Here is a 21715-nt window from a genome sequence, read left to right on the forward strand (position 1 = left end):
AAGCAGCCATAGGCCCGCTTTCGCGAACGGCCCGGTCCCTCCCACCATTCGAATCCGAGGATTAGGCTCGAAGGAGGTTCCGGTGATCCCGCACGGGCACACCCGACGCACTCCCGAGGAGGGCACCCATGAGTAGAGTCACGGCACGGCGCAAGATCACCCGGCTTACGGTGGGCCAGCCGCCGATCCGCCGGGAGGACGTGCTCGCGGTGGAGGAGCCGCTCGAGATGCGGGTCAACGGCCGTTCCCTGGCCGTGACCATGCGCACCCCCGGCCACGACGTCGATCTGGCCGCCGGTTTCCTGGTCTCCGAGGGCATCCTCACCCAGGCGGAGCACCTCGCCACCGCCCGGTACTGCGCCGGTGCCACCGCCGAGGGCGTGAACACGTACAACGTGCTCGACCTGCGCCTGGCGCCCGGCGTCGCCGGGCCCACCCCCGGCATGGAGCGGAACTTCCTCACCACCAGCTCCTGCGGGCTGTGCGGCAAGGAAAGCATCGATGCCGTGCGCACCAAGTCCACCTGGGACGTGCGCGCGGATGCCGTCCGCGTCGACGCCGAACTGCTCACGACGTTCCCCGACACGCTGCGCCAGGCGCAGGCGGTGTTCGAGAAGACCGGGGGCCTGCACGCGGCCGCCCTGTTCGTCGGGGCCACGGGCGAGATGCTGGTGATGCGGGAAGACGTGGGCCGGCACAATGCCGTCGACAAGGTGATCGGCTGGGCGGTCAAAGAAAACCTGCTTCCTTTGCGCGGGACCGTGCTGATGGTCTCCAGCCGGGCCAGCTTCGAACTCGCCCAGAAGGCACTGATGGCCGGCATCCCGGTGCTCGCCGCGGTGTCAGCGCCGTCGTCGCTCTCCGCCGAGTTCGCGCACGAGGTGGGCCTGACACTGGTCGGCTTCGTCCGCGGCGACTCGATGGTGATCTACGCCGGTGAGGAGCGCATCGTGCAGGGCGCGCTCGCCGCGGTCTGACCCAGCCTCGACTGTGCCCCGATCGGACTTCTGCGTCCGGCGCACCGGGCGCAGAAGTCCGATCGGGCAACAGCTGCCCGCCTCAGCGGCCCGGCGTCAGCTCAGAACCGGAAGCCCGGCCTCGTGTGCGATGAACCGCACACTCATGGCCTTGTAGCCGGGGGTGTTCGATTCCCGGGCCACCAACTCCCGGTGCATCAGCTGGTTCGCCTCGGGGAAGTACGCCGCCGCGCAGCCGCGCGGGGTGGGGTACACCACGAGCCTGAACTTGTCGGCCCGGCGTTCGTGCCCGCCGAAGGTGCTGATCACGTCGACCAGATCGCGGTCCGCAAAGCCCAGCTCGGTGACGTCGTCAGCGTGGATGAGGATCACCCGGCGGCCGTCCTTGATGCCGCGGTAGCGGTCATCCAGCCCGTAGAAGGTGGTGTTGTACTGGTCGTGGCTGCGCATGGTCTGCAGAATCAGGTGCCCGGGCGGCGGGGTGAGGTACTCCAGCGGGCTCACCGTGAACCGGGCCCGGCCGATGTCGGTGGCGAAGCTGCGGGTGTCGCGCGGCGGGTTGGGCAGCACAAAGCCGTTCTTGTCGCGCAGCCGCTTATTGAAGTCCTCAAAACCCGGCAGCACCCGGGCGATGTGGTCGCGGATGACGTCGTAGTCCTCCGCCATCGCCTTCCAATCCACCGGGTGGTCGTCGCCGAGCGTGGCCCTGGCCATCCGCGCCACGATCACCGGTTCGGCCAGCAGGTGCTCGGAGACCGGGGCGAGCCTGCCCTGGGTGGAGTGCACCATCGACATCGAGTCCTCCACCGACAGAACCTGCCGGCCCGACGGATGCTTGTCATCGGTGTCGGTGCGGCCCAGCGTCGGCAGAATGAGCGAGGTGACCCCGTGCATCACGTGCGACCGGTTCGGCTTGGTGGAGATGTGCACGGTCAGGCCCACCCGCTGCATCGCGGCCTCGAGCAGGTCGGTGTCGCTGCATGCGAGCGCGAAGTTGCCGCCCATCGACACGAACACGTCGACGTCGTCGTTCTCGAACGCCTCGACGGTATTCACCGAATCGAGGCCGTGCTCGCGGGGTGAGACGATGCCGAACTCGGCGTCGAGCGCGGCGAGCATGGCCTCCTTGGGCTTCTCCCACACCCCCATGGTGCGGTCGCCCTGCACGTTGGAATGCCCGCGTACCGGGCAGGCGCCGGCGCCGGGCTTGCCGAAGTTACCCTGCAGCAACAGCAGGTTGATGATCTCCTTGAGAGTGTTCACCGAGTGCGGCTGCTGAGTCAGGCCCAGCGCCCAGCAGATGATGGTGGCCTTCGACGCGGCCAGCATCTTCGCCACCACACTGATCTCCAGACGCGACAGCCCGGTGGCCTTCTCGGTTTCGACCCAGTCGATCTCGGTGCGGGCGGCCCGGTACGCCTCGATGCCGTCGGTATTCAGGTCGATGAACTCCTGGTCCACCACGGAACCGGGTACCCGGGCCTCCTCCTCGAGCAGCAGGTGGCCGAGCGCCTGGAACAGGGCCAGGTCACCGCCGACCTTGATCTGCAGGTACTCGTCGGCCAACGGCACCCCGTGGCCCACCAGACCGGTGGGGGTCTGCGGGTCCTTGAAGTTGAACAGCCCGGCCTCGGGCAGCGGGTTCACGGCGACGACCTTGCCGCCGTTGGCCTTGCAGTCGGCCAGGGCGGACAGCATCCGAGGGTGGTTGGTGCCCGGGTTCTGGCCCACCACCAGAATCAGTTCGGCCACGTGGATGTCCTCCAGCGAGACGGTGCCCTTGCCAATGCCGATCGTGGGGTTCAGTGCCGACCCGGAGGATTCGTGGCACATGTTCGAGCAGTCCGGAAGGTTGTTGGTGCCGATCGACCGGGCGAACAATTGGTACAGGAACGCGGTCTCGTTGGCGGTGCGGCCCGAGGTGTAGAACACGGTGCGGTCCGCGGTGGTGGCGCGGATCTTCTCGCCGATCAGCGCGAAGGCGTCTTCCCAGGCGATGGGGGAGTAGTGGGTGTCGCCGGGGCGCACCACCACGGGCTGCGAGATGCGGCCCTGGTTGCCCAGCCAGTACTCGGTCTTGTCGGCCAGGTCGGCGAGCGAGTGCTCGGCCCAGAATCCCGGTCCGACGGTGCGGAGGGTGTTCTCCTCGGCCACGGCCTTGGCGCCGTTCTCGCAGAACTCGGCGGTTTTGCGGTGCCCGGTCGACTCCGGCCAGGCGCAGCCCGGGCAGTCGGTGCCGTTTCGCTGGTTGAGCCGCAGCAACGCCCGGGCGGTGCGACCGACCCCGGCCTGCGCGATGCCGCGGTCCAGCGCCACCACCACCGCCTCGAGGCCGGCGGCGGCCTTCTTGGGGGTGCCGATAACGAGGTCGTCTTCGTTGATGTCCTTGACCGGTGCGCGACGTGTCATGACCCCATCCTGCTCCTGTCGGAGCCGGATGCGTGCACCGGGTGCTCGCGGGTTTTGCGCTTTTACCGGGCCAAACGGATGCTCACGCGGCCAGCCCGTGTGAGCGGCGACCGTCCGCGCCCACGTTGCCTGCGGCCACGTCGGTGCCGTCGGGCACCCGGGTGTCCCGGTCCAGGCGTACACCGGCGGCGATCCGCACGTTGCGGCCGATGCGCACATGGCTGCCCAGGTGGGCACCGCCCGAGACGAGGCTGCCCTCGCCGATGTGCACGTTCTGGCCGACGAACACCTTGTCGCCGATGACGACGTCGTGGTCGATCCAGCTGCCCGGCCCGACCCACGACTCCCGGCCCACCTGCGCGCCTGACTCGATGTAGGCGGACTCGGAGATGAACGCGCTCGGTTGCACGGTCGACTTGCCGGACACCCACCCATTGCCGTTGGGGTGTCGGCGGTACTTCTCGATCACGCCGGTCTCCACCTCGACGTCGATGTTCTTGCGCACTGGGCTCCTCTCCTGACGCGCGGTATGTGCGCCGTCCTGCGCCGAAGCGCCGATTACGCGCCCGCGGCCGGACTACAGCACACCAGAATGCGCGTCTAGGGAGGGGGAAACACTGAAGACTCGCAGGACATTCCGTGCGCGTGCCCAGTCTCGGCGGCCGTTGTGGGATTGCGGTGACGATCCTAGGGTGGGGCCATGGCCAGAGGTGAGCTGTTCCCGGTCGTCAATTGTGTCGATCTCGCGACCACCTGGAGATGGTATGTGAGCGTGCTGTCCGGCGTTGTCGACTACCGGTTTCCCGAGCGCGGTGAGCCGGACGTGCCCGACCTGGCGGCCGTGGTCGAGGCCGCGGCCGCGGCCGCGGCTGTCGTGGTGCCGCCGGCCGACATGCCGTGGGGTGAACGGGTCGCGTACCTGCGCGATCCCGAGGGCACCATGCTCCTGGTGATCCAGGATGCCGACAGCAACGAATCGGGGCCGTCCTGAGCAGTCAGACGCGGCACGATCGACCGGCCGTGTCCCGGCACCCGAGAACACCCCCGGCGTTAAGAAAGTGGGCCCCGTCGGGCTCGAACCGACGACCCAAGGATTAAAAGTCCTTTGCTCTACCAACTGAGCTAGAGGCCCGCGGTTAATAACTTAGCGTGGATTGGCGGACGGTTTTTGTGACTAGCGTGGATGCATCCGCCACAGACGTCGGCCGGCAACACCCACACCAACCGGCGACGTACCCGACTACGCTGCCCTGAAAGCCAGGAGGAGAGCGATGGCCGACGATTTCCACAAGCCCACCCAGTTCTCGGGCGCCAAGTTCGAATCGATGATGGGCGGCGAAGATCCCGCGCAGATCAGCCGGGTCGCCCACGAGACCGCCCAGGCGTTGATCGCCAGGGTGCGTGACAGCCCCGACCCCGAGGTCGTGGAGCGCCTGGTGGCGTACACCGACGAGCACGGCATAGACGCGGTGGCGGAGCTGTGGTCGCGGGCCACGCCGCGCAGCCTGCCGGGCGCGCTCTGGCGCATCTACCTGGTGCGGTTGCTGATCCGGCAGGATGCCGATGGCACGGCGTTCCTTTACCAGCGCGGTATCGACGTGGCCGTCACCATCGACCCCCTCGTCGCCGGTGCGGCCGTGCCGACCGGTCCAGCCGAGATCATCCTGCTCGCCGACGAGATCCTCCGGGGCGTATTCACCGGCGACTTCGCCGTCGCCCTGGACCGGGCAGCCGCCTTCTGCCGGGTGATCGGCGCCGGCTGCGCGAGTGTCGCCGACGACCTGGACAGCACCGAACCTGGCCGTTCCTCGGAGCTGACCACCCGGGCCCTGCGGTTCTCCACTACCGCGCAGGAGTTCACCTCCTGCGCCCGGCTGTGGCGCAGCGACTCCCTCGAATAATTTCCCGGGCATCCCGGAATGAACTCTCAGCCGATGTCGTTTACACTTGATGCTGGCCGGACCGTAGTAACCCCGGGCTCCAATATTCGCCGTCTAGAACGGCCTCACGCCGAGAGGCGTTCTGCGGTCCGGCCTTCACTTTGCCCGGCGGCCACCCGGGCGGATCTTTTTCGCTCCAGACCAATCCAGCAGGGACTCGGTACCGAACCCTAAGCATGGAAGGGGACTGGACCTGACATGCTGGATCTCATGACTGCTGAGTTCGACCTCGACGCCTCGTCGACAGCGCCTTCGAAAGAAGAGCTGCTCGCTCGGGTAGCCGAAGGCGACCAATCGGCTTTCGGTGAGCTTTACGACCAGATCGCTCCACGGGTGCTTGGCCTTGTCAAGCGCGTACTGATCGATCACGCACAGTCGGAGGAAGTGACCCAGGAGATTTTCCTGGAGATCTGGCAGACGGCATCGCGGTACGAGTCGCAGCGTGGCGGGGCCTCGACCTGGATCATGACCATGGCGCACCGACGTGCGATCGACCGGATTCGGTCGTCGCAGGCCGGCCGCGACCGGGACACCAAAATCGGAATCCGCGACCTCGCGGTGCCCTATGACCACGTCGCCGAAACCGTCGAGGTCAAAATCGAGCATGAAAGGGTGGAGAAGGCGATGTCCAGACTGACCGAACTGCAACGCCAGGCCGTGAGCCTGTCGTACTTCAGCGGTTACAGTCACCGTGAGGTCGCCGACCACCTGCACATCCCGCTCGGCACCGTGAAAACCCGGCTGCGCGACGGGTTAATTCGTCTGCGAGATGAACTGGGGGTGGGCGCATGAGCGACACCGACAAGCCCGACACCGATCTGACCGGCAACGGTCCCACCAACAACCCGGCCGACCTGGCCGGCGCATACGCCCTGCACGCCCTCAGCGCCGACGAGGCCGCCGAATACGAGCGGTACCTGGCTCAGTCGGAGCAGGCCCGCATCGAGGCCGCCGAACTCAGCGACACCGCCGTGGCCCTCAGTCTGTCGGTGGCGCCCGTGCAGCCCTCCAGCGCGCTCAAGGCCGGCCTGATGGCCCAGCTGGCCTCCACCCCGCAACTCTCCCCGCTCCCGCCCGCGGCCGACTCGGTGACTCCTGACGAACCCACCGCCACGACGGATGCGCCGCCCGCGGCCATCCCGATCGGTTCCGCGTCCGCTCGCGCCGCTGCCGTTCCGGGCAGCGCCTCGACTTCGGCGTCCTCGGCCGACAAGTTCGCCGCCGGCAAGGGATCCGCCGGCGCCCCGGGCTCTGCCGCCGAACGGGCCCAGCGCCGCTGGTTCCAGCGTCCCGCCGGGTACCTCGTCGCGGCAGCGGCCGCCGCCGCCCTCTTCGTCGGCGGCACGTTCGCCGGCCAAGCCCTCTACGGCGATCCCAGCCAGGACTTCGCCCAAGAGCAGGCCGCCAGCCTCGCCGAGATCAACGCGGCCTCCGACAGCCAGCGGGCGTCGACCAAGACCGCCGACGGCCAGGATGCCACGCTGGTGTGGTCCGGAGAGCTCGGCCTGTCCGCGATCATCGTCGACGACCTGCCCGCCCTCGGCGACGACCAGGACTACCAGCTCTGGTACATCGGAACCGCAGGGCCCGTCCCGGCGGGCACCTTCGACTCCGACGGCTCCGGCACCGCCTGGCGGGTGCTCGACGGCACCATGTCCGCCGGCGACGCCGTCGGTGTCACGGTGGAACCTTCGGGTGGATCCGAGCAGCCCACCAGCGACCCGATCGTCGCCATCCAGAGCTAGCTCGCTCGCCAACGGGCCCGCACCCGGTGCCGGCACCTGCCGGTCCGGACCGGGCCGGCACGTACCTGCCCGGCCGGCACGTACCCGCCCGGCCGGCACGTACCCGCCCGGGCCTGCCCGTACCTGCCCGTGCCGGTCGGCGCCGGCCCGCGTGGCGCGAGGCCAGCATCCCGATGACCCCGACTTGCCGCAAAGTCTCCCGTCCGGGGCCCTGAAGCGGTACCTTGACCGAAGTCGCTGGCCGGCAGCATCCTTACTTGCCGCAAAGCCCCCCCCGCCGGAAGGGGCAGCAACTGGCAAGTCGGCCCCGCACCCAGCGGTGAGTTGCCGGTTCGGGCCCCTTCAGGGAGCCGGAAGGGGCGCCAAATGGCAACTCGCTGGCGCATGCTCGCTGTGTGCCCTAAAGCTGGAGGCCGGCTGCGCCGGGTGGGTAGGCTCGAGACATGACCCTGCCTTTCACGCTGCTCATCGACCCGGAGCCGGCCGACTCCACCCGCACCGACTTCGTGGACACGTTCCACGAGATCGACTCCGGCGCCCCGGCACTGCGGGTCGCCGAGCTGAGCACCCAACGCGGCGACGGCATCTTCGAGACCCTCAGCGTGGTCAACGGGCACCCGCAAGAGGTTGAGCCGCACATCAGCCGGCTCATCAACTCCGCCCAGATCTGCGACCTGCCGGTGCCCAACCCCGCCCAGTGGCGCGCCGCGATCGCCTATGCAGTGGCCCGGATCCCCGGCGAGGGCGAACTGGCGCTCAAGTTCGTGCTCAGCCGCGGCGTCGAGCACGGACCCGCGCCCACCGCCTGGCTGCACGCCACCCGCGCCGCCGACTTCACCGCGGTGCGCGAGCACGGCATCAGGGTGATCACCCTCGACCGCGGCTACCCGCGCGGGGTCGCCGAGCAGGCACCCTGGCTGCTGATGGGCGCCAAGACCCTCAGCTATGCCATCAATATGGCTGCCCTGCGCGAGGCCAAGCGCCGTGGCGCCGATGACACTATCTTCCTCACCCACGACGGCTATGTCATGGAGGGTCCCACCTCGAGCGTGATTCTGCGCATCGACGGCCGTTACGTCACTCCGGCGCCGAGCGGCGCCATCCTGCACGGCACCACCCAGCAGAGCGTGTTCGAGTACCTCACCGCGCACGGGGAGAGCGTCGAGTACCGCGATGTCACGGTCGATGAGCTGCGGGCGGCGGATGCGGCGTGGCTGGTCTCCAGCGTGCGTCTCGCGGTCGCTGTGATCGCCCTGGACGGCGTGGAGTTCCCCCACGACACCGAGCTCACCCGCGCCCTGAACGCGTCCCTGCTGGCTCGCACCGGCGCCTAGCGCAGCCACCCGTCGCGCGAGAGCGGCCGCGTGGCTGCTTCGCGGGGCACGAGGTGACCGTTTGGCCGCTTCCGCGACACGACGGTTCCGCGAGAGCGGCCGCGTGGCTGCTTCGCGGGGCACGAGGTGACCGTTTGGCCGCTTTCGCGACACGACGGTGGTAGACGGGGAACACGCACGGCGGGAACGAAAGACCGCCCGGGCGACCTTGGGGTCGACCGGGCGGCGGGAGCAACGGGTGGTGCGTGGTTAGCCGAAGCGGCCGGAGACGTAGTCCTCGGTGGCCTGCACGGTGGGGTTGGAGAAGATCGTGGTGGTGTCGTCGTACTCGATGAGCTTGCCCGGCTTGCCGGTGCCCGCGATGTTGAAGAACGCGGTGCGGTCCGAAACCCGCGAGGCCTGCTGCATGTTGTGCGTCACGATGACGATCGTGTAGTCGGTCTTCATCTCTTCGATGAGGTCCTCGATCGCGAGGGTGGAGATCGGGTCGAGCGCCGAGCAGGGCTCGTCCATCAGGATCACGTCGGGCTGCACGGCGATGGCGCGGGCGATGCAGAGACGCTGCTGCTGGCCGCCGGAGAGGCTCGAGCCGGGCTTGTCCAGGCGGTCCTTCACCTCGTTCCAGAGGTTCGCGCCGCTCAGTGAGCGTTCGATCAGCGCGTCGGCGTCGCTCTTGGCCATCCGACGGTTGTTCAGCTTGACGCCGGCCAGAACGTTGTCACCGATCGACATGGTGGGGAACGGGTTGGGCCGCTGGAACACCATCCCGACCTGACGGCGCACGAGCACCGGGTCGACGCCGGGGCCGTAGAGGTTGTTGCCGTCGATGAGCACTTCACCGTCGACGTGAGCGCCGGGGATGACCTCGTGCATGCGGTTGAGGGTGCGCAGGAACGTGGACTTGCCGCAGCCGGAGGGGCCGATCAGCGCGGTCACCGTGCGCGGTTCAATGGTCAGCGACACGCCCTCCACGGCGAGGAATTTGCTGTAGTAGACGTCGAGGTCGTTGACTTCAATGCGCTTGGACATGTGTTCCTTCGAATCTGTTGAAGCTGGAGTCTGGGCGGCGGCTGCGTCAGCGGCCGAGTTTGGGGGAGAAGGTGCGCGCGACCAGCCGGGCCACGAGGTTGAGCAGCATGACGATCACGATCAGGGTGAGCGCACCTGCCCAGGCCCGGTCGATGTAGGCCTGCGAATCGGCGCCCTGGCTGGCGTACTGGTTGTAAACGAACACCGGCAGGGTCATCATCCGCTCGTTGAACAGGTCGTAGTTCATGCTGGCGGTGAAGCCGGCGACGATCAGCAACGGCGCGGTCTCGCCGATCACGCGGGAGATCGAGATCATGATGCCCGTGACGATGCCGGCCAGTGACGTCGGCAGCACCACCTTCACGATGGTCAGCCACTTGGGCACACCGAGTGCGTAGGCGGCCTCGCGCAGCTCGTTGGGCACCAGCTTGAGCATCTCTTCGCTGGAGCGCACCACCACCGGGATCATCAGCACCGACAGAGCCACCGAGCCGCCGAAGCCGAACCGGATGCCGGGGTCGTTGAACAGCAGCGAGAACAGGGCGTAGGCGAACAGGCCGGCCACGATCGAGGGGATGCCGGTCATCACGTCGACGAAGAAGGTGATGCCGCGCGCGAGCCGGCCGCGACCGTATTCGGTGAGGTAGATGGCCGTGAGCAGCCCGATCGGCACCGAGATGAGGGTGGCCAGCCCGGTGACGAAGAGGGTTCCGACGATGGCGTGCAGGGCCCCGCCGCCGGCGCCCACGACGTTCCGCTGGGACTCGGTGAAGAAGGTGGGGGTCATGAAGGCGGGCAGCCCGTTGACGATGGTCGTGCCGACCAGGGAGATCAACGGGATCAGCGCCACCACGAACGCGATGGTGACCAGGGCGGTGACCAGGCGGTCCTTGGCCCGGCGGGTGCCCTCGACGAAGTAGGAGAACAGGAACAGGGCGATGCAGTACAGGACGGTTCCGAAGAACAGCGTGCCGGCCCAGTTGAAGCTCTCGGTGGCGCCGGAGAGGAAGATCACCAGGAAGATGGCGCCCACGACCAGCCAGCTGGCGGCGAGCACCATCATGGGGGCGTTCTTGGGCAGTTTGCCGGCGGTGAGGGAGTTCGTCACGGGAGAGGAGGCGGTCATGGTGATGCTCATCAATTCGCTCCTGAGAAGGCCTTGCGGCGGTTGATGATCACGCGGGCGATCATGTTCACGATCAGCGTGATGACAAAGAGTACGAGGCCGGTGGCCAGCAGGATGTTGACCCCCACGCCGTGTGCCTCGGGGAAGTTCAGCGCGATGTTGGCCGCGATGGTGTTGGAGTTCTGCGAGGTGAGCAGCTGGAAGATCACCTCGGGGTTGGGGGAGAGCACCATGGCCACGGCCATGGTCTCGCCGAGCGCGCGGCCCAGGCCCAGCATGGCGGCGGAGATGATGCCGGCGCGGCCGAAGGGCAGCACGGCCATGGTGATCATTTCCCAGCGGGTGGCGCCGAGGGCCAGCGAGGCTTCCTCGTAGAGCACCGGGGTCTGCAGGAAGATCTCCCGGCAGATGGCGGTGATGATCGGCAGCACCATCACGGCGAGCACGATGGCCACGGTGAGGATCGTGCGGCCGGTGCCGGACACGGGGCCGGCGAACAGCGGGAACCAGCCGAACCAGTCGACGAGGTTGGCGTAGAACGGCTGCACCATCGGGGCCAGCACTCCGATGCCCCAGAGGCCGAAGACCACGGAGGGAACGGCGGCGAGGAGGTCGATGAGGTAGCCCAGGCCCTGCGCGAGTTTGCGCGGGGCGTAGTGCGAGATGAAGAGGGCCACGGCGATGGCGACGGGCACGGCCATCAGCAGGGCCAGGAAGGCCGACCAGACCGTACCGAAGGCCAGCGGGGCCACGTAGGACCAGAAGTTGCTGAAGTCGCCCTTGAAGGCGTCAGCCGGCGCCACGAAGGCGGGGATGCTCTGCACGAAGAGGAACAGGGCCACGGCGGCCAACATGGCCAGGATCAGGCTGCCTGCTACCACCGTTGCGGTGGAGAAGATGCGGTCGCCCGGTCGTTCCTTGGCCTTGATCGCAATACGGTCAACTGCGGTCGTCATTCCGAGCGTCTCCCTGGAGGGGTGAGGTGTTACCGGTAAGGGTGGATCTTGAGCCGGACCCCAAGCCTCAGTGTGCCCGGCAGGGCGACCGCGTGCAACGCGATCGCCCTGCCGGGCGGTGTTACTGAAGCCGGAAGCTCAGCGGATGTTGAGTTACTTGACGGTCTCGAGGACAGCGGCAACCTTGGCCTGCAGGTCAGCGGACAGCGGTGCGGCGCCGGCGGATGCCGCAGCCTCAGCCTGGCCGTCCTCGCTGGCCATGTAGCTGACGTACTCCTTGACGAGGGCGCCCTGTTCGGCGTCCGCGTACTCGGTGCAGACCAGCGCGTAGCTCACCAGAACGAGCGGGTAGTGCGTCGCGTCGGTGGTGAGGCGGTCCAGCTTGACGGCCAGATCGTTGTCGGCGCGGCCTTCGACGAGCGGCGAACCGTCGACGACTGCTGCGGCGGCCTCGGCCGTGTACTCGACGAACTCGTCGCCGACCTTGATCTTGGCGACACCGAGGTCACCGGCGCGGGAAGCGTCGGCGTAGCCGATGGTGCCGGTGCCGTTGGTGACGGCGTCGACGACACCGGAGGTGCCCTGGGCGCCCTCACCGGTGGCGTACGGGAACGGGTCGGCCGGCTTTTCGGTCCACACGTCGGGTGCGGCCTGGAAGAGGTAGTCCGCGAAGTTCTTGGTGGTTCCCGAGTCGTCCGAGCGGTGCACGGCGGTGATCGCGGTGGCCGGCAGGTCGGCGTCGGCGTTCAGCGCGACGATGGCCGGGTCGTTCCAGGTGGTGATGGCGCCGGTGAAGATCTTGGCGAGCGTGTCGGCATCCAGGTTGAGGTCGGTGACGCCCTCAACGTTGAAGATGACGGCGATCGGGGAGATGTAGACCGGCAGGTCGACGGCGAGGGTGTCGGGGGCGCAAGCGGCGAACGTGCCGGCCAGCTCCTCGTCGCTCAGGTAGGAGTCAGAACCGGCGAAGTCGGTGCCGCCGGCGATGAAGGTCTCGCGGCCGGCGCCGGAGCCCGACGGGTCGTAGTTGATGGTGACGTCCGGGTTGGCCGTCTGGAAAGCGGAGATCCACGCTTCCTGGGCCGAGCCCTGCGAGGAGGCGCCCGCGGCGTTGATCGTGCCGGTGAGGGTGCTGTCGGCGGCGTCGTCGGTAGCCGTGCTGCCGGCTTCGTTCGAGGCGCAGGAGGAAAGAACGAGGGCTGCGGCAATAGCAATGACCGCGGGGCGGCCAAAACGCATGAGATTCACAAGGATCCTTTTCAGGTTGACTACAGGGAATGCGATCACAGGAGAATCCTGCGAACTTCGGGCCGGTGCTGGCCCTCGGTAGACGCTAATCCGTGTGGTTAACGACACTCCCCCTCCTTGGTGAACGGGAGGTAAACGACATCCGTCGAGTGGACCTCGTGCCACCTGCGCTGCGCACATCAGCGCCCGCAGTCCCGGTCGGGTCTGTGAGCGCTGGGAGAACCGGGTCAGAGGCGCGGCGGGTGGGTCTCGATGGCGAGGATGCCCGCGCTCGGGTTGTCGCTGGAGAGGTGCACGACCGAGAACCCGCTGGGCGACAACGCCGCGGCGTTGCCCAGCTGCTGGGTCATCGGGGAGCCCGTCGCCAGGGCGATCTCGCGCAGGATGTCTGGCAGCACCGGGCCGTGGCTGCAGAGCACCGCGGTTTTGCGGGCGCGGATGCGCTTGCCTACGTTGTGGCGCACATCGGAGGTGCCCTGCTCCCACGCATCCTGGCTGATCAGGTCGGTGCGCTTGAACGGCACCCCTGTCGCGGCCGACAGCGGTGCCACGGTGGTCACGCAGCGGGTGGCGGTGCTGGTGAAGATGCGCTGCGGCTGCCAGGCGCTCACCGTGGGGACCAGGGCGGCGGCCTGGGTCACGCCGCGTTCGCTGAGCGGGCGGGTGGCGTCCGGGCCAGACCAGTCGTGCGGCGCGGTGGCCTTGGCGTGGCGCAGCGCGATGATCGCGAAGGTGCTCGTGATGCCCTGGGCCACCAGGCGGGCGAACGCGTCGATGATCTCCACGTCCGGGGCGTAGCTGAGGTAGGTCCTGGCCTTCTTGATGGTCACCCATTCCAGGGCGGCGACCTCACCGTTGGGCACAAAGGTGGAGCGCAGAATGTGCTCCGGCAGCACCTCGGCGGCCCAGTAGTGCACGATCTTGGCCTTGCCGTTGGGCATCGGGTACTCCGACACGCCCAGCGGCACGCCCAGGGCGATGGCGAGCCCGGTCTCTTCCTCGATCTCCCGCACGGCCGTGACCGGCAGTGTCTCGCCGGGGTCGACCTTGCCCTTGGGGATGGTGATATCGCCGTGCACGGTGCGGTGGATCAGCAGCACGTGCATCCGGCCGTCGATGAGGCGCCAACAGACGGCTCCGGCCGCGAACACGGGGGCGAGGTCGCTCATCGGCGGCTCACGGGTCGCTTGCGCTGGCCGATCTGCTGCATCAACCGGTTCTGCATGTCGTCCAGCGGCTTCCCGTCGGCGTCCTGGTGGTGCCGGGTCCACTCACCGTTCTCGTCGAGCCACCACGACGAGGTGCGCTCGTCCATCGCCCGGGTGAACAGGGCATCCACCTCGCCCAGGTGCCGCGGGTCGACCAGGCGCACCAGCGCCTCCACCCGACGGTCGAGGTTGCGGTGCATCATGTCCGCGCTGCCGATGAAGACCTGGGTCTCGCCCAGGGTGTGGAACGAGAAGATCCGCGAGTGCTCGAGGTAGCGGCCCAGGATCGACCGCACCCGGATGTTCTCGCTCATGCCGGGGACGCCGGGCTTGAGGCTGCAGATGCCGCGTACCCACACGTCAACGGGCACACCGGCCTGGCTGGCGCGGTACAGCGCGTCGATGATGTCCTCGTCCACCATCGAGTTGACCTTGATGCGGATGCCGGCGGGCTTGCCGGCCAGCGCGTTCGCGGTTTCATCGGCGATGCGCTTGAGCAGGGCCTTGCGCAGGTGGAGGGGAGCAACCAGCAGGCGCTTGAACTTCTTCTCGATCGCGTAGCCGGAGAGCTCGTTGAACAGCCGGGTCAGGTCCTTGCCGACCTGGTCATCCGCGGTCAGCAGCCCCATGTCTTCGTAGATGCGGCTGGTCTTGGGGTTGTAGTTGCCGGTGCCGATGTGGCTGTAGTGCCGCAGCACGCCCTTCTCATAACGCACCACCAGGGCCAGCTTGCAGTGGGTTTTCAGGCCCACGAGGCCGTAGACAACGTGCACGCCGGCCTTCTCCAGCTTGCGCGCCCAGGAGATGTTCGCCTGCTCGTCGAAGCGGGCCTTGATCTCCACCAGGGCGAGAACCTGCTTGCCCGATTCCGCGGCGGCAATCAAAGCCTCCACGATCGGGCTGTCGCCGGAGGTACGGTACAGGGTCTGCTTGATGGCCAGCACGTTCGGGTCCGCGGCGGCCTGCTCGAGGAACGCCTGCACGCTGGTCGCGAAGGATTCGTACGGGTGGTGCAGCAGCACGTCGCCGCGGCTGATGGCGCGGAAGATGTCGGGTTCGTCGTTGGGTTCGCCGGTGAGCAGCTGCGCGGCCGTGGTGGGCACGTGCTTCGTGTAGTGCAGGTCGGGACGGTCGATGCGCAGGTCGAACAGCCCGCCGAGGTCCAGGGGCGCCGGCAGCCTGTACACCTCCTGCTCGGTCACGTCGAGTTCACGCACGAGCAGGCCCAGGGTCACCTCGTCCATGTCCTCGGTGACCTCGAGGCGAATGGGCGGGCCGAACCGGCGGCGCAGCAGCTCCTTCTCAAGGGCCTTGATCAGGTTCTCGGTGTCGTCTTCCTCGATGACGACGTCCTCGTTGCGGGTGACCCTGAACACGTGGTGTTCGAGGATGTCCATGCCGGGGAAGAGGTCCTCGAGGTGGTTGGCAATGAGGTCCTCGAGGGTGATGAAGCGCACCTTGTCGACGGACTCGGTGCGGTCCACCCGCACGAAGCGCGGCAGCATGGAGGGCACCTTGAGGCGGGCGAACTCCTGCTTGCCGGTCTTGGAGCTGTGCAGGCGCACGGCCAGGTTCAGCGACAGACCGGAAATATAGGGGAACGGGTGCGCGGGGTCGACGGCCAGCGGCATCAGCACCGGGAAGATCTGATTGCCGAAGTAGCCGCGCAACGACCGGCGGTCCACGTCGCTCAGGCTGTCCCAGGTGACGATGTCCACGCCGTGTTCGGCCAGCGCCGGGCGCACCAGCTCCTGGAACGCGTGAGCGTGCCGGTCCTGCAGCACGTGGGCGGCGGCGGCGATGTCGGAGAGCACATCCTGCGGGGCTCGGCCCACATTGGTGGGCACGGCCAGCCCGGTGAGGATGCGGCGCTTGAGGCCGGCGACCCGCACCATGAAAAACTCGTCGAGGTTGTTGGCGAAGATGGCCAGGAAGTTCGCCCGTTCGAGCACCGGCAGGGCCGGGTCCTCGGCGAGTTCGAGTACCCGCTGGTTGAAGGCCAGCCAGCTCAGCTCCCGGTCGAGGTACCGCTCGCTCGGTAGCGCCGGATCGTTTTTGCCGATCTGGGGGTCAAAATCGTCGTCGAGTTCGCTCTCGAGCCCTGAGGTGCCTGGGATGTTGTCGCCGTCCATCTGTCCATCTTGACACCCGGCGCCGAGCGGGCGCGACGTTCACGGTGAACGGAACGTTAACGAGGCGAACGGTGGTACTGCACATCCACCGTGCGGTCGGTGAATCCGAGGCTGCGGTACAGGCGAACCGGCCCGGCGCTCTCGGCCTCCACATACAGTTCCACGCTCGAGCAGCCGCGCCGCCGGAGGCGGGCCAGGCCCGCCAGCATGAGGGCGCGACCGAGGCCTGCGCCGGCGGCATCCGGATGCACGCCGAGCACGTAGATTTCGCCGAGCGGGGCGCCCGGTTCGATCTTGACCCAGTTGTAACCCAGGATGCGTCCGGGCGCGGCGTCATCCGTGCTCGCCCGGGCCAGCAGCAGGTCGCCGGCGTCGAACCAGGGTTCGGCCATGCGGGCGGCCAGATCGGCCTCGGTGACGGCGCCCTGCTCGGGATGCGTGGCGAAGACCAGCGCGTTCAGGCTCACCCAGTCGGCGTTGTCGCCGGGCTCGTCGGCGGTGGCCGCCCGGAACCCGGTGATGGCGACACCGTCGGGCAGCACAGGGGAGGCCTCGGTGTCGGCGTCGGTCAGCGGACGTTCCAGCTGCAGCAGGGTGCGCACGGCGCTGAAGCCGAACCTGTCGGCCAGGGTGCGGGCGCCGGGCAGGTCGCCGTGGGCCCAGGCGGTGAGGTCGCCGGACATGCCGCCCTCATCCTCGAACAGGCGGCGGAGCGCGGCGGTGGCATGGCCGCGCCGGCGATAGCGCGGATGCACGACGAGGGCGATCTGCCCCTCCCCGACGATCGCGGCGCCGACAGCGTCTTCGCCCTCGAGCAGCAGCTGCGGGCTGCGCCGCCCCGACCGGGCATCGAGCAAGGCCTGTTCGTTGAACGGGCGGTAGCCATCCGTGTGCGCAGCCGCATCGGCCACGTCGTGGAAGCGCGCCGCGAAAGCGGCGTCGGACAGGTCAGGCGCCGACAGAGTGCGGGACACGATCTCCTTCTTCCTCGTACACGTTGAACCGGTAGCCGACGTTCCGCACCGTTCCGATCAGGGACTCCTGGTCGCCGAGCTTGGCGCGCAGCCGCCGCACGTGCACGTCGACGGTGCGCGTGCCGCCGAAGTAGTCGTAACCCCACACCTCGCTGAGCAGCTGCTCCCGGGTGAACACCCGCGACGGGTGCGCGGCGAGGAAGCGGAGCAGCTCGAATTCCTTATAGGTGAGGTCGAGCGGTTTGCCGTGCACCTTGGCGGAGTAACTGGCCTCGTCGATGACGACACCGGCGGCGCGGATGGTGGGGGAGGGCGAGTTGTGCGGGGTGCGGCCGGCGGCGAGCCGGATGCGAGCATCGACCTCGGCGGGGCCGGCGGTGTCCAGCACCACGTCATCGACACCCCAGTCCGGACTGACCGCGGTCAGACCGCCCTCGGTGATCACCAGGAGCAGCGGCACACTGCTTCCCGTGGTGCGCAGAATCTGGCAGAGCGACTTGGCGGCCATCAGATTGGACCGGGCGTCGACCAGAATCAGGTCGGAATCGGGCGCTGTGACGAGCTGATCGGCCTGGGCCGGAATGAGTCGTGTGCTGTGGGACAGCAACGCCAGGGCCGGTAGAACGTCATTATTCAGGGCCGAGGTCAGGATCAACAGCTGCGCCACGCAGGTCCTCCAAGTATCGTGCGGCCCATACTAGCGTGCCACGGAATGCGACTCGGGCGTGCAGAATGGGACAGTGAGCTGGAAGCGTTTGAGTGTAGTGATGATTTGGTTGGTCGCCGTCGTCTGTGCGGTGCTGACCGGCGTCCTTGTCGCCCCCGCGGACCGGCTGGTGTGGGTCAGCCTGTCCCTGGCCGGTTGTACGATCCTCACCCTCGCCGCCCAACTGTCCACGGGGCAGAAGGAAGGCTACGTGCACAGAGTCACGCTCAGCCTGGTGGGTGCCGTGCTCGTTCTCGGTGCCGCGACGGGGTTGTTCGCCCTGATCGGCCTCGTATAACACTTCGCCTCACCTGGCGGCTTCCGGCCGGCCAACGGCTAGAGTTGGGGCATGTCAACGCTCGCACTCGAAATCCTGTTCCTGGGCCTCCTCGCGCTGGCCAGCCTGTCGATCGCCTGGGTATCCGGCATCGTGCTGTTCAAGCTGTTCCGGGGCCAGCGGTAACCCAGCGTGTACGAACTTCCGGTCGGCCTCCCGTCCGAACTCGTTCCGCTGTCGTGGCTGATCGGCGTCTGGGAGGGGTCGGGGATCCTCGACTACACAGTTGACGGCAAGAAGGTCACCCGTGAGTTCGGGCACCGGATCAGTTTCAGCCACGACGGTCTGCCGCACCTGAACTACAGCTCGTATACCTGGCTCGAGCCCGAACCGGCCGACCCGGATGCCGACGGCACCGTCGCCCCGACCGGTGCACCGGTCCCGCTGATGACCGAAACCGGCTATTGGCGGCTCAGCCGCCCCCAGGAGGCCGGCGACCCCGGCCCCGGCCTGTTGCCCGGTGTCGGGCCGGCGCCGTTCCAGACCGCGGAAGCCGTGGAGACGCTGCGGAACACCGACGGGGGTTTCGACATCGAGGTGAGCCTGGTGCATCCTGGCGGCATCATCGAGCTCTACCTCGGCCAGGTGAAGGGTCCGCGCATCGATCTCGCCACCGATGCCATCGTGCAGACCAGCGGTGCCAAGCCGTACGCGGCCGCCACCCGGCTCTACGGCCTCGTCGACAGCCATCTGCTCTGGGCATGGGACATCGCCGCGCTCGGCCAGGACCTGCAATCGCACGCGTCCGGACGGCTCAGCCGCGCGTCCTGACCGGCTCGCTGCGCACCGTGACCGGGCGCAACCGGCTGAGCCCGAACACCGCCGCGCCGGCCGTGATGACGGCCACGGCGATCAGCAGCACGTAGAGCAGCACCGAGCCGTACCCTGTCACCGGGTTCAGGAACGGGTACGGCACCCAGCCGTCCGTCGCGCCGCGCACCAGGACAACCGCGCACCAGAGCACCGGATAGACCAGCACCACCCACAGGCGGCGCCACGGCAGCGGCCCCCGGTCAGCCACGAGCGCCCAATCGAGCAGGCAATACACCGGGAAGACAACGTGCAGCACGGTATTCGCCCAGGGCAGCTCCACGCCGCCGGGCAGGCCGACAAGCAGGGTGTTGTAGACCAGGCCGACGACGATCATGTATGCCGTGGTCGCCGCCCTGGCCAGGACCAGCCAGGCCGGCGCCGTCCGGCCGAGCAGCACCAACACCGCGGTGGCGCTCAGCGCGGCGGCCGCCAGGAGGTTGGACTGGATGGTGAAGAACCCGAAGAAGTTGAACGGGTTGATGGTGGCCCGCGACGCCGTGGAGAAGAACGTGGCGCCGACGGCGATCAGGGTCAGTGCCGCCGCACTGAGGCGGAGTGCGGCGATCGAACGGGCGGGAAGACGCATTTATAGCTCCTTGCCGGGTGACGGCCGGGACGTGAGGGGAATACGGGGGACCGCTCAGACCGTTGGGCTAGCATATGGGCCGGAGTTCCCCCCTGTCGACAGCGCTCAGGCGGTCTCGTCGGCAGGGCGCCCGGAGCATTCACCGAAGGAGAGCTCGATGACCACCACCGCCGAACCGCTCGCAGCCGCCGCAGGGTCGCCGCTTCTCGAACTCGACGGCGCCGTGCAAGCCGACGGCATCGACGTCGGCGTCGCCGCGCACTACGGGAGCCCGAACACCGAACAACGCAAGCTGCTGGCCGGGACGGCCATCGTGGACCTGTCCCACCGCGGGGTGCTCTCCATCGCCGGCCCCGACCGGCTCACCTGGCTCAACTCGATGTCCAGCCAGGAGCTGCGCGGCCTCACCCCCGGCCAGTCCACCGAGACCCTGCTGCTCGACCCCGCCGGCCACCTCGAATACGCCATCGCCCTGATCGACGACGGAGTGGAGAGCTGGCTGCTCGTCGAGGCCGCCGAGCTGCCCGGCCTGCAGGCCTGGCTCGACCGGATGCGGTTCACCCTGCGTGTGCAGGTGGTGGACCACACCCTCGCCTACGCCACCATCGGCACCATGGCCGCAGACCCCGCGGCGCTCCCGCTCGGCCCGGCGAGCCCGAACGGGGTGCCCTTGGTCTGGCGCGACCCGTGGTCAGAGGTCGCTCCGGGCGGCTGGCAGTACGCCGCCGACACCGACCACCCCGGCGCCGCCTGGCACTGGACTGAGGTCCTGATCCCGCGGTCGGCGTTGCCGGCCCTGCGTGACGCCATCGCCGCCGGCACCGTGCAGGCCGCGGGGCTCCTGGCCCTGGAGGCGCTGCGCATTGCTGCCTGGCGCCCCCGCGGCGCCCTGGACGCCGACGAGCGCACGATCCCGCACGAACTGGACTGGCTGCGCAGCGCCGTGCACCTGAACAAGGGCTGCTACCGCGGTCAGGAGACCGTCGCGAAGGTGCACAACCTCGGCCACCCGCCGCGCCGGCTGGTGCTGCTGCACCTGGACGGTTCCGATTCGGTGTTGCCCGCGCACGGCGACGAGGTGCAGGGCGACAGGTTCGTCGCCAACGCCGCACCCGAGCGCCGCACCGTGGGCGCCATCACCTCCAGCGCCATCCACTACGAGCTCGGACCGATCGCCCTCGCCGTCATCAAGCGCACGGTGCCGGGAACGGTGACCCTGCACGTGCTCTCCCAGGGCCTCTCGATCACCGCCAGCCAGGAGGTCATCGTGCCGGAGTCGGCCGGGTCCGTGGCGGAGATCCCGCGGTTGCCGCGGTTGGGCGTGCGGGTTCCCCGCGGCTGAATGCGGGGTATCCGGCGGGACTTTCGTCACGCAGACGGGTACGGTGTGTCCGCGTGCGCCTCGCTAGAGTTGGAGCATGTCTGCTCCCTATACCCTCATCCTCCTCCGCCACGGCAACAGCACCTGGAATCAGCAAAACCTCTTCACCGGTTGGGTGGATGTGCGTCTGAGCGACCAGGGCCGGGCCGAGGCTCTGCGCGCCGGCGAGCTGCTGGCCGAGTCCGGTCTGCTGCCGGACATCCTGCACACCTCCGTGCTCACCCGCGCGATCCAGACCGCGAACATCGCCCTCGAAGAGGCCGACCGCCTCTGGATCGACGTCAAGCGCTCCTGGCGTCTCAACGAGCGCCACTACGGCGCTCTGCAGGGCCTGGACAAGGCCGAGACCCTCGCCACCTACGGTCCGGAGCAGTTCCAGACCTGGCGTCGTTCGTTCGACGTGCCGCCGCCCGTGCTTGACGACTCCTCCGAGTGGTCCCAGGCCAACGACGCCCGTTACGCGGACCTCGGTGACGACCTGCCCCGCACCGAAAGCCTCAAGGACGTCATCGCCCGGATGCTGCCGTACTGGGAGTCCGACATCGCCGCGGACCTCCGCACCGGCAAGACCGTGCTCGTCACCGCGCACGGCAACTCGCTGCGCGCCCTGGTGAAGCACCTCGACGGTGTCTCCGACGCCGACATCGCCGAGCTGAACATCCCCACCGGCATCCCGCTCGTCTACCGCCTCGACGAAGACCTCAAGCCGATCGGCGCCGGCGAGTACCTCGACCCCGCCGCTGCCGCAGCCGGCGCCGCCGCCGTCGCGGCCCAGGGTAAGAAGTAACCCACAGCCCAACAAAAAGCCCCCGTC

21 protein-coding genes and 1 tRNA gene are annotated in these 21715 nt (G+C 68.3%); 10 read left to right on the forward strand and 12 right to left on the reverse strand.

Annotation, left to right across the window (positions count from 1 at the left end; translation table 11 throughout):
* Positions 1-128 precede the first annotated feature (128 nt).
* The gene (gene fdhD / locus E3T19_RS03155; RefSeq protein ID WP_088457079.1) at positions 129-977 is read left to right on the forward strand and encodes a formate dehydrogenase accessory sulfurtransferase FdhD; all 849 of its coding nucleotides are present in this window, start codon (positions 129-131) and stop codon (positions 975-977) included.
* A 96-nt stretch (positions 978-1073) separates the two neighbouring features.
* On the opposite strand, the gene E3T19_RS03160 is transcribed toward fdhD, so the two are convergent.
* Positions 1074-3386 (reverse strand): FdhF/YdeP family oxidoreductase, encoded by a 2313-nt coding sequence (locus E3T19_RS03160; protein WP_134408113.1) that lies wholly within the window; start codon positions 3384-3386, stop codon positions 1074-1076.
* Positions 3387-3468: 82 nt separating this feature from the next.
* Positions 3469-3891 (reverse strand): hypothetical protein, encoded by a 423-nt coding sequence (locus E3T19_RS03165; protein WP_165787893.1) that lies wholly within the window; start codon positions 3889-3891, stop codon positions 3469-3471.
* Between the two features lie 195 nt (positions 3892-4086).
* Here E3T19_RS03165 and E3T19_RS03170 point away from each other — a divergent pair, with 195 nt between their 5' ends.
* Entirely contained in the window at positions 4087-4377 is a 291-nt protein-coding gene (locus E3T19_RS03170) for a hypothetical protein (RefSeq protein WP_134408114.1), read from the forward strand.
* 68 nt (positions 4378-4445) lie between these two features.
* Here E3T19_RS03170 and E3T19_RS03175 read toward each other — a convergent pair.
* Positions 4446-4518 (reverse strand) — tRNA-Lys (locus tag E3T19_RS03175).
* 139 nt (positions 4519-4657) lie between these two features.
* On the opposite strand from E3T19_RS03175, the gene E3T19_RS03180 reads away from it, so the two are divergent.
* The 4 genes from E3T19_RS03180 (at position 4658) to E3T19_RS03195 (ending at position 8405) form a co-directional block, all read left to right on the forward strand.
* Entirely contained in the window at positions 4658-5287 is a 630-nt protein-coding gene (locus tag E3T19_RS03180) for a DNA-directed RNA polymerase subunit beta (protein WP_088457075.1), read from the forward strand.
* Between the two features lie 249 nt (positions 5288-5536).
* Positions 5537-6118 carry a sigma-70 family RNA polymerase sigma factor gene (locus E3T19_RS03185; protein ID WP_240632256.1) on the forward strand — a complete coding sequence of 194 codons (582 nt, stop codon included), beginning with the start codon at positions 5537-5539 and terminating at the stop codon, positions 6116-6118.
* The gene (locus tag E3T19_RS03190) at positions 6115-7071 is read left to right on the forward strand and encodes an anti-sigma factor (RefSeq protein WP_088457073.1); all 957 of its coding nucleotides are present in this window, start codon (positions 6115-6117) and stop codon (positions 7069-7071) included. The genes E3T19_RS03185 and E3T19_RS03190 overlap by 4 nt, the downstream gene beginning before the upstream one ends.
* Before the next feature lie 443 nt (positions 7072-7514).
* Positions 7515-8405 (forward strand): aminodeoxychorismate lyase, encoded by an 891-nt coding sequence (locus tag E3T19_RS03195; RefSeq protein WP_134408115.1) that lies wholly within the window; start codon positions 7515-7517, stop codon positions 8403-8405.
* 249 nt (positions 8406-8654) lie between these two features.
* Here E3T19_RS03195 and pstB read toward each other — a convergent pair whose 3' ends face one another.
* The 8 genes from pstB to E3T19_RS03235 all read right to left on the reverse strand — a co-directional run bounded on the left by pstB (position 8655) and on the right by E3T19_RS03235 (position 17745).
* A complete protein-coding gene (gene pstB, locus E3T19_RS03200; RefSeq protein ID WP_088457071.1) occupies positions 8655-9434 on the reverse strand; it encodes a phosphate ABC transporter ATP-binding protein PstB in 780 nt (259 codons plus the stop codon).
* A gap of 46 nt (positions 9435-9480) precedes the next feature.
* Entirely contained in the window at positions 9481-10572 is a 1092-nt protein-coding gene (gene pstA / locus E3T19_RS03205; protein WP_134408116.1) for a phosphate ABC transporter permease PstA, read from the reverse strand.
* Positions 10572-11516, reverse strand: coding sequence for a phosphate ABC transporter permease subunit PstC (gene pstC, locus E3T19_RS03210; RefSeq protein ID WP_088457069.1), 945 nt, complete (start codon positions 11514-11516; stop codon positions 10572-10574). The genes pstA and pstC overlap by 1 nt, the downstream gene beginning before the upstream one ends.
* Before the next feature lie 153 nt (positions 11517-11669).
* On the reverse strand, positions 11670-12764 hold the full coding sequence (gene pstS / locus E3T19_RS03215; protein WP_370028165.1) for a phosphate ABC transporter substrate-binding protein PstS: 1095 nt from the start codon (positions 12762-12764) through the stop codon (positions 11670-11672).
* 227 nt (positions 12765-12991) lie between these two features.
* Complete coding sequence (locus tag E3T19_RS03220) at positions 12992-13933, reverse strand: NUDIX hydrolase (RefSeq protein WP_088457067.1); 942 nt, start codon at positions 13931-13933, stop codon at positions 12992-12994.
* Entirely contained in the window at positions 13930-16104 is a 2175-nt protein-coding gene (locus tag E3T19_RS03225) for an RNA degradosome polyphosphate kinase (protein ID WP_088457066.1), read from the reverse strand. The genes E3T19_RS03220 and E3T19_RS03225 overlap by 4 nt, the downstream gene beginning before the upstream one ends.
* A 56-nt stretch (positions 16105-16160) precedes the next feature.
* Positions 16161-17078, reverse strand: a complete 918-nt coding sequence (gene mshD / locus E3T19_RS03230) for a mycothiol synthase (RefSeq protein WP_240632255.1) — start codon at positions 17076-17078, stop codon at positions 16161-16163.
* Positions 17053-17745 (reverse strand): response regulator transcription factor, encoded by a 693-nt coding sequence (locus tag E3T19_RS03235; RefSeq protein WP_088457064.1) that lies wholly within the window; start codon positions 17743-17745, stop codon positions 17053-17055. Before E3T19_RS03235 ends, mshD begins: the two co-directional genes overlap by 26 nt.
* A 100-nt stretch (positions 17746-17845) precedes the next feature.
* Here E3T19_RS03235 and E3T19_RS03240 point away from each other — a divergent pair, with 100 nt between their 5' ends.
* Together E3T19_RS03240 and E3T19_RS03245 are read left to right on the forward strand one after the other, a co-directional pair.
* Positions 17846-18082: a hypothetical protein gene (locus E3T19_RS03240; RefSeq protein WP_088457063.1), complete on the forward strand. Its 237-nt coding sequence runs from the start codon at positions 17846-17848 to the stop codon at positions 18080-18082.
* Between the two features lie 171 nt (positions 18083-18253).
* Positions 18254-18892, forward strand: a complete 639-nt coding sequence (locus E3T19_RS03245) for an FABP family protein (protein WP_103459220.1) — start codon at positions 18254-18256, stop codon at positions 18890-18892.
* On the opposite strand, the gene E3T19_RS03250 is transcribed toward E3T19_RS03245, so the two are convergent.
* On the reverse strand, positions 18876-19520 hold the full coding sequence (locus E3T19_RS03250) for a Pr6Pr family membrane protein (RefSeq protein ID WP_088457061.1): 645 nt from the start codon (positions 19518-19520) through the stop codon (positions 18876-18878). The two genes, E3T19_RS03245 and E3T19_RS03250, sit on opposite strands and share 17 nt — an antisense overlap.
* 157 nt (positions 19521-19677) lie before the next feature.
* Between E3T19_RS03250 and E3T19_RS03255 the strand changes: the two genes are divergently transcribed.
* On the forward strand, positions 19678-20862 hold the full coding sequence (locus E3T19_RS03255) for a folate-binding protein YgfZ (RefSeq protein WP_134408117.1): 1185 nt from the start codon (positions 19678-19680) through the stop codon (positions 20860-20862).
* Positions 20863-20938: 76 nt separating this feature from the next.
* Positions 20939-21688, forward strand: coding sequence for a phosphoglyceromutase (locus E3T19_RS03260; RefSeq protein ID WP_088457059.1), 750 nt, complete (start codon positions 20939-20941; stop codon positions 21686-21688).
* Positions 21689-21715: the final 27 nt, after the last annotated feature.

Source organism: Cryobacterium sp. TMT4-31 (assembly GCF_004403385.1).
Classification (GTDB): domain Bacteria; phylum Actinomycetota; class Actinomycetes; order Actinomycetales; family Microbacteriaceae; genus Cryobacterium; species Cryobacterium zongtaii.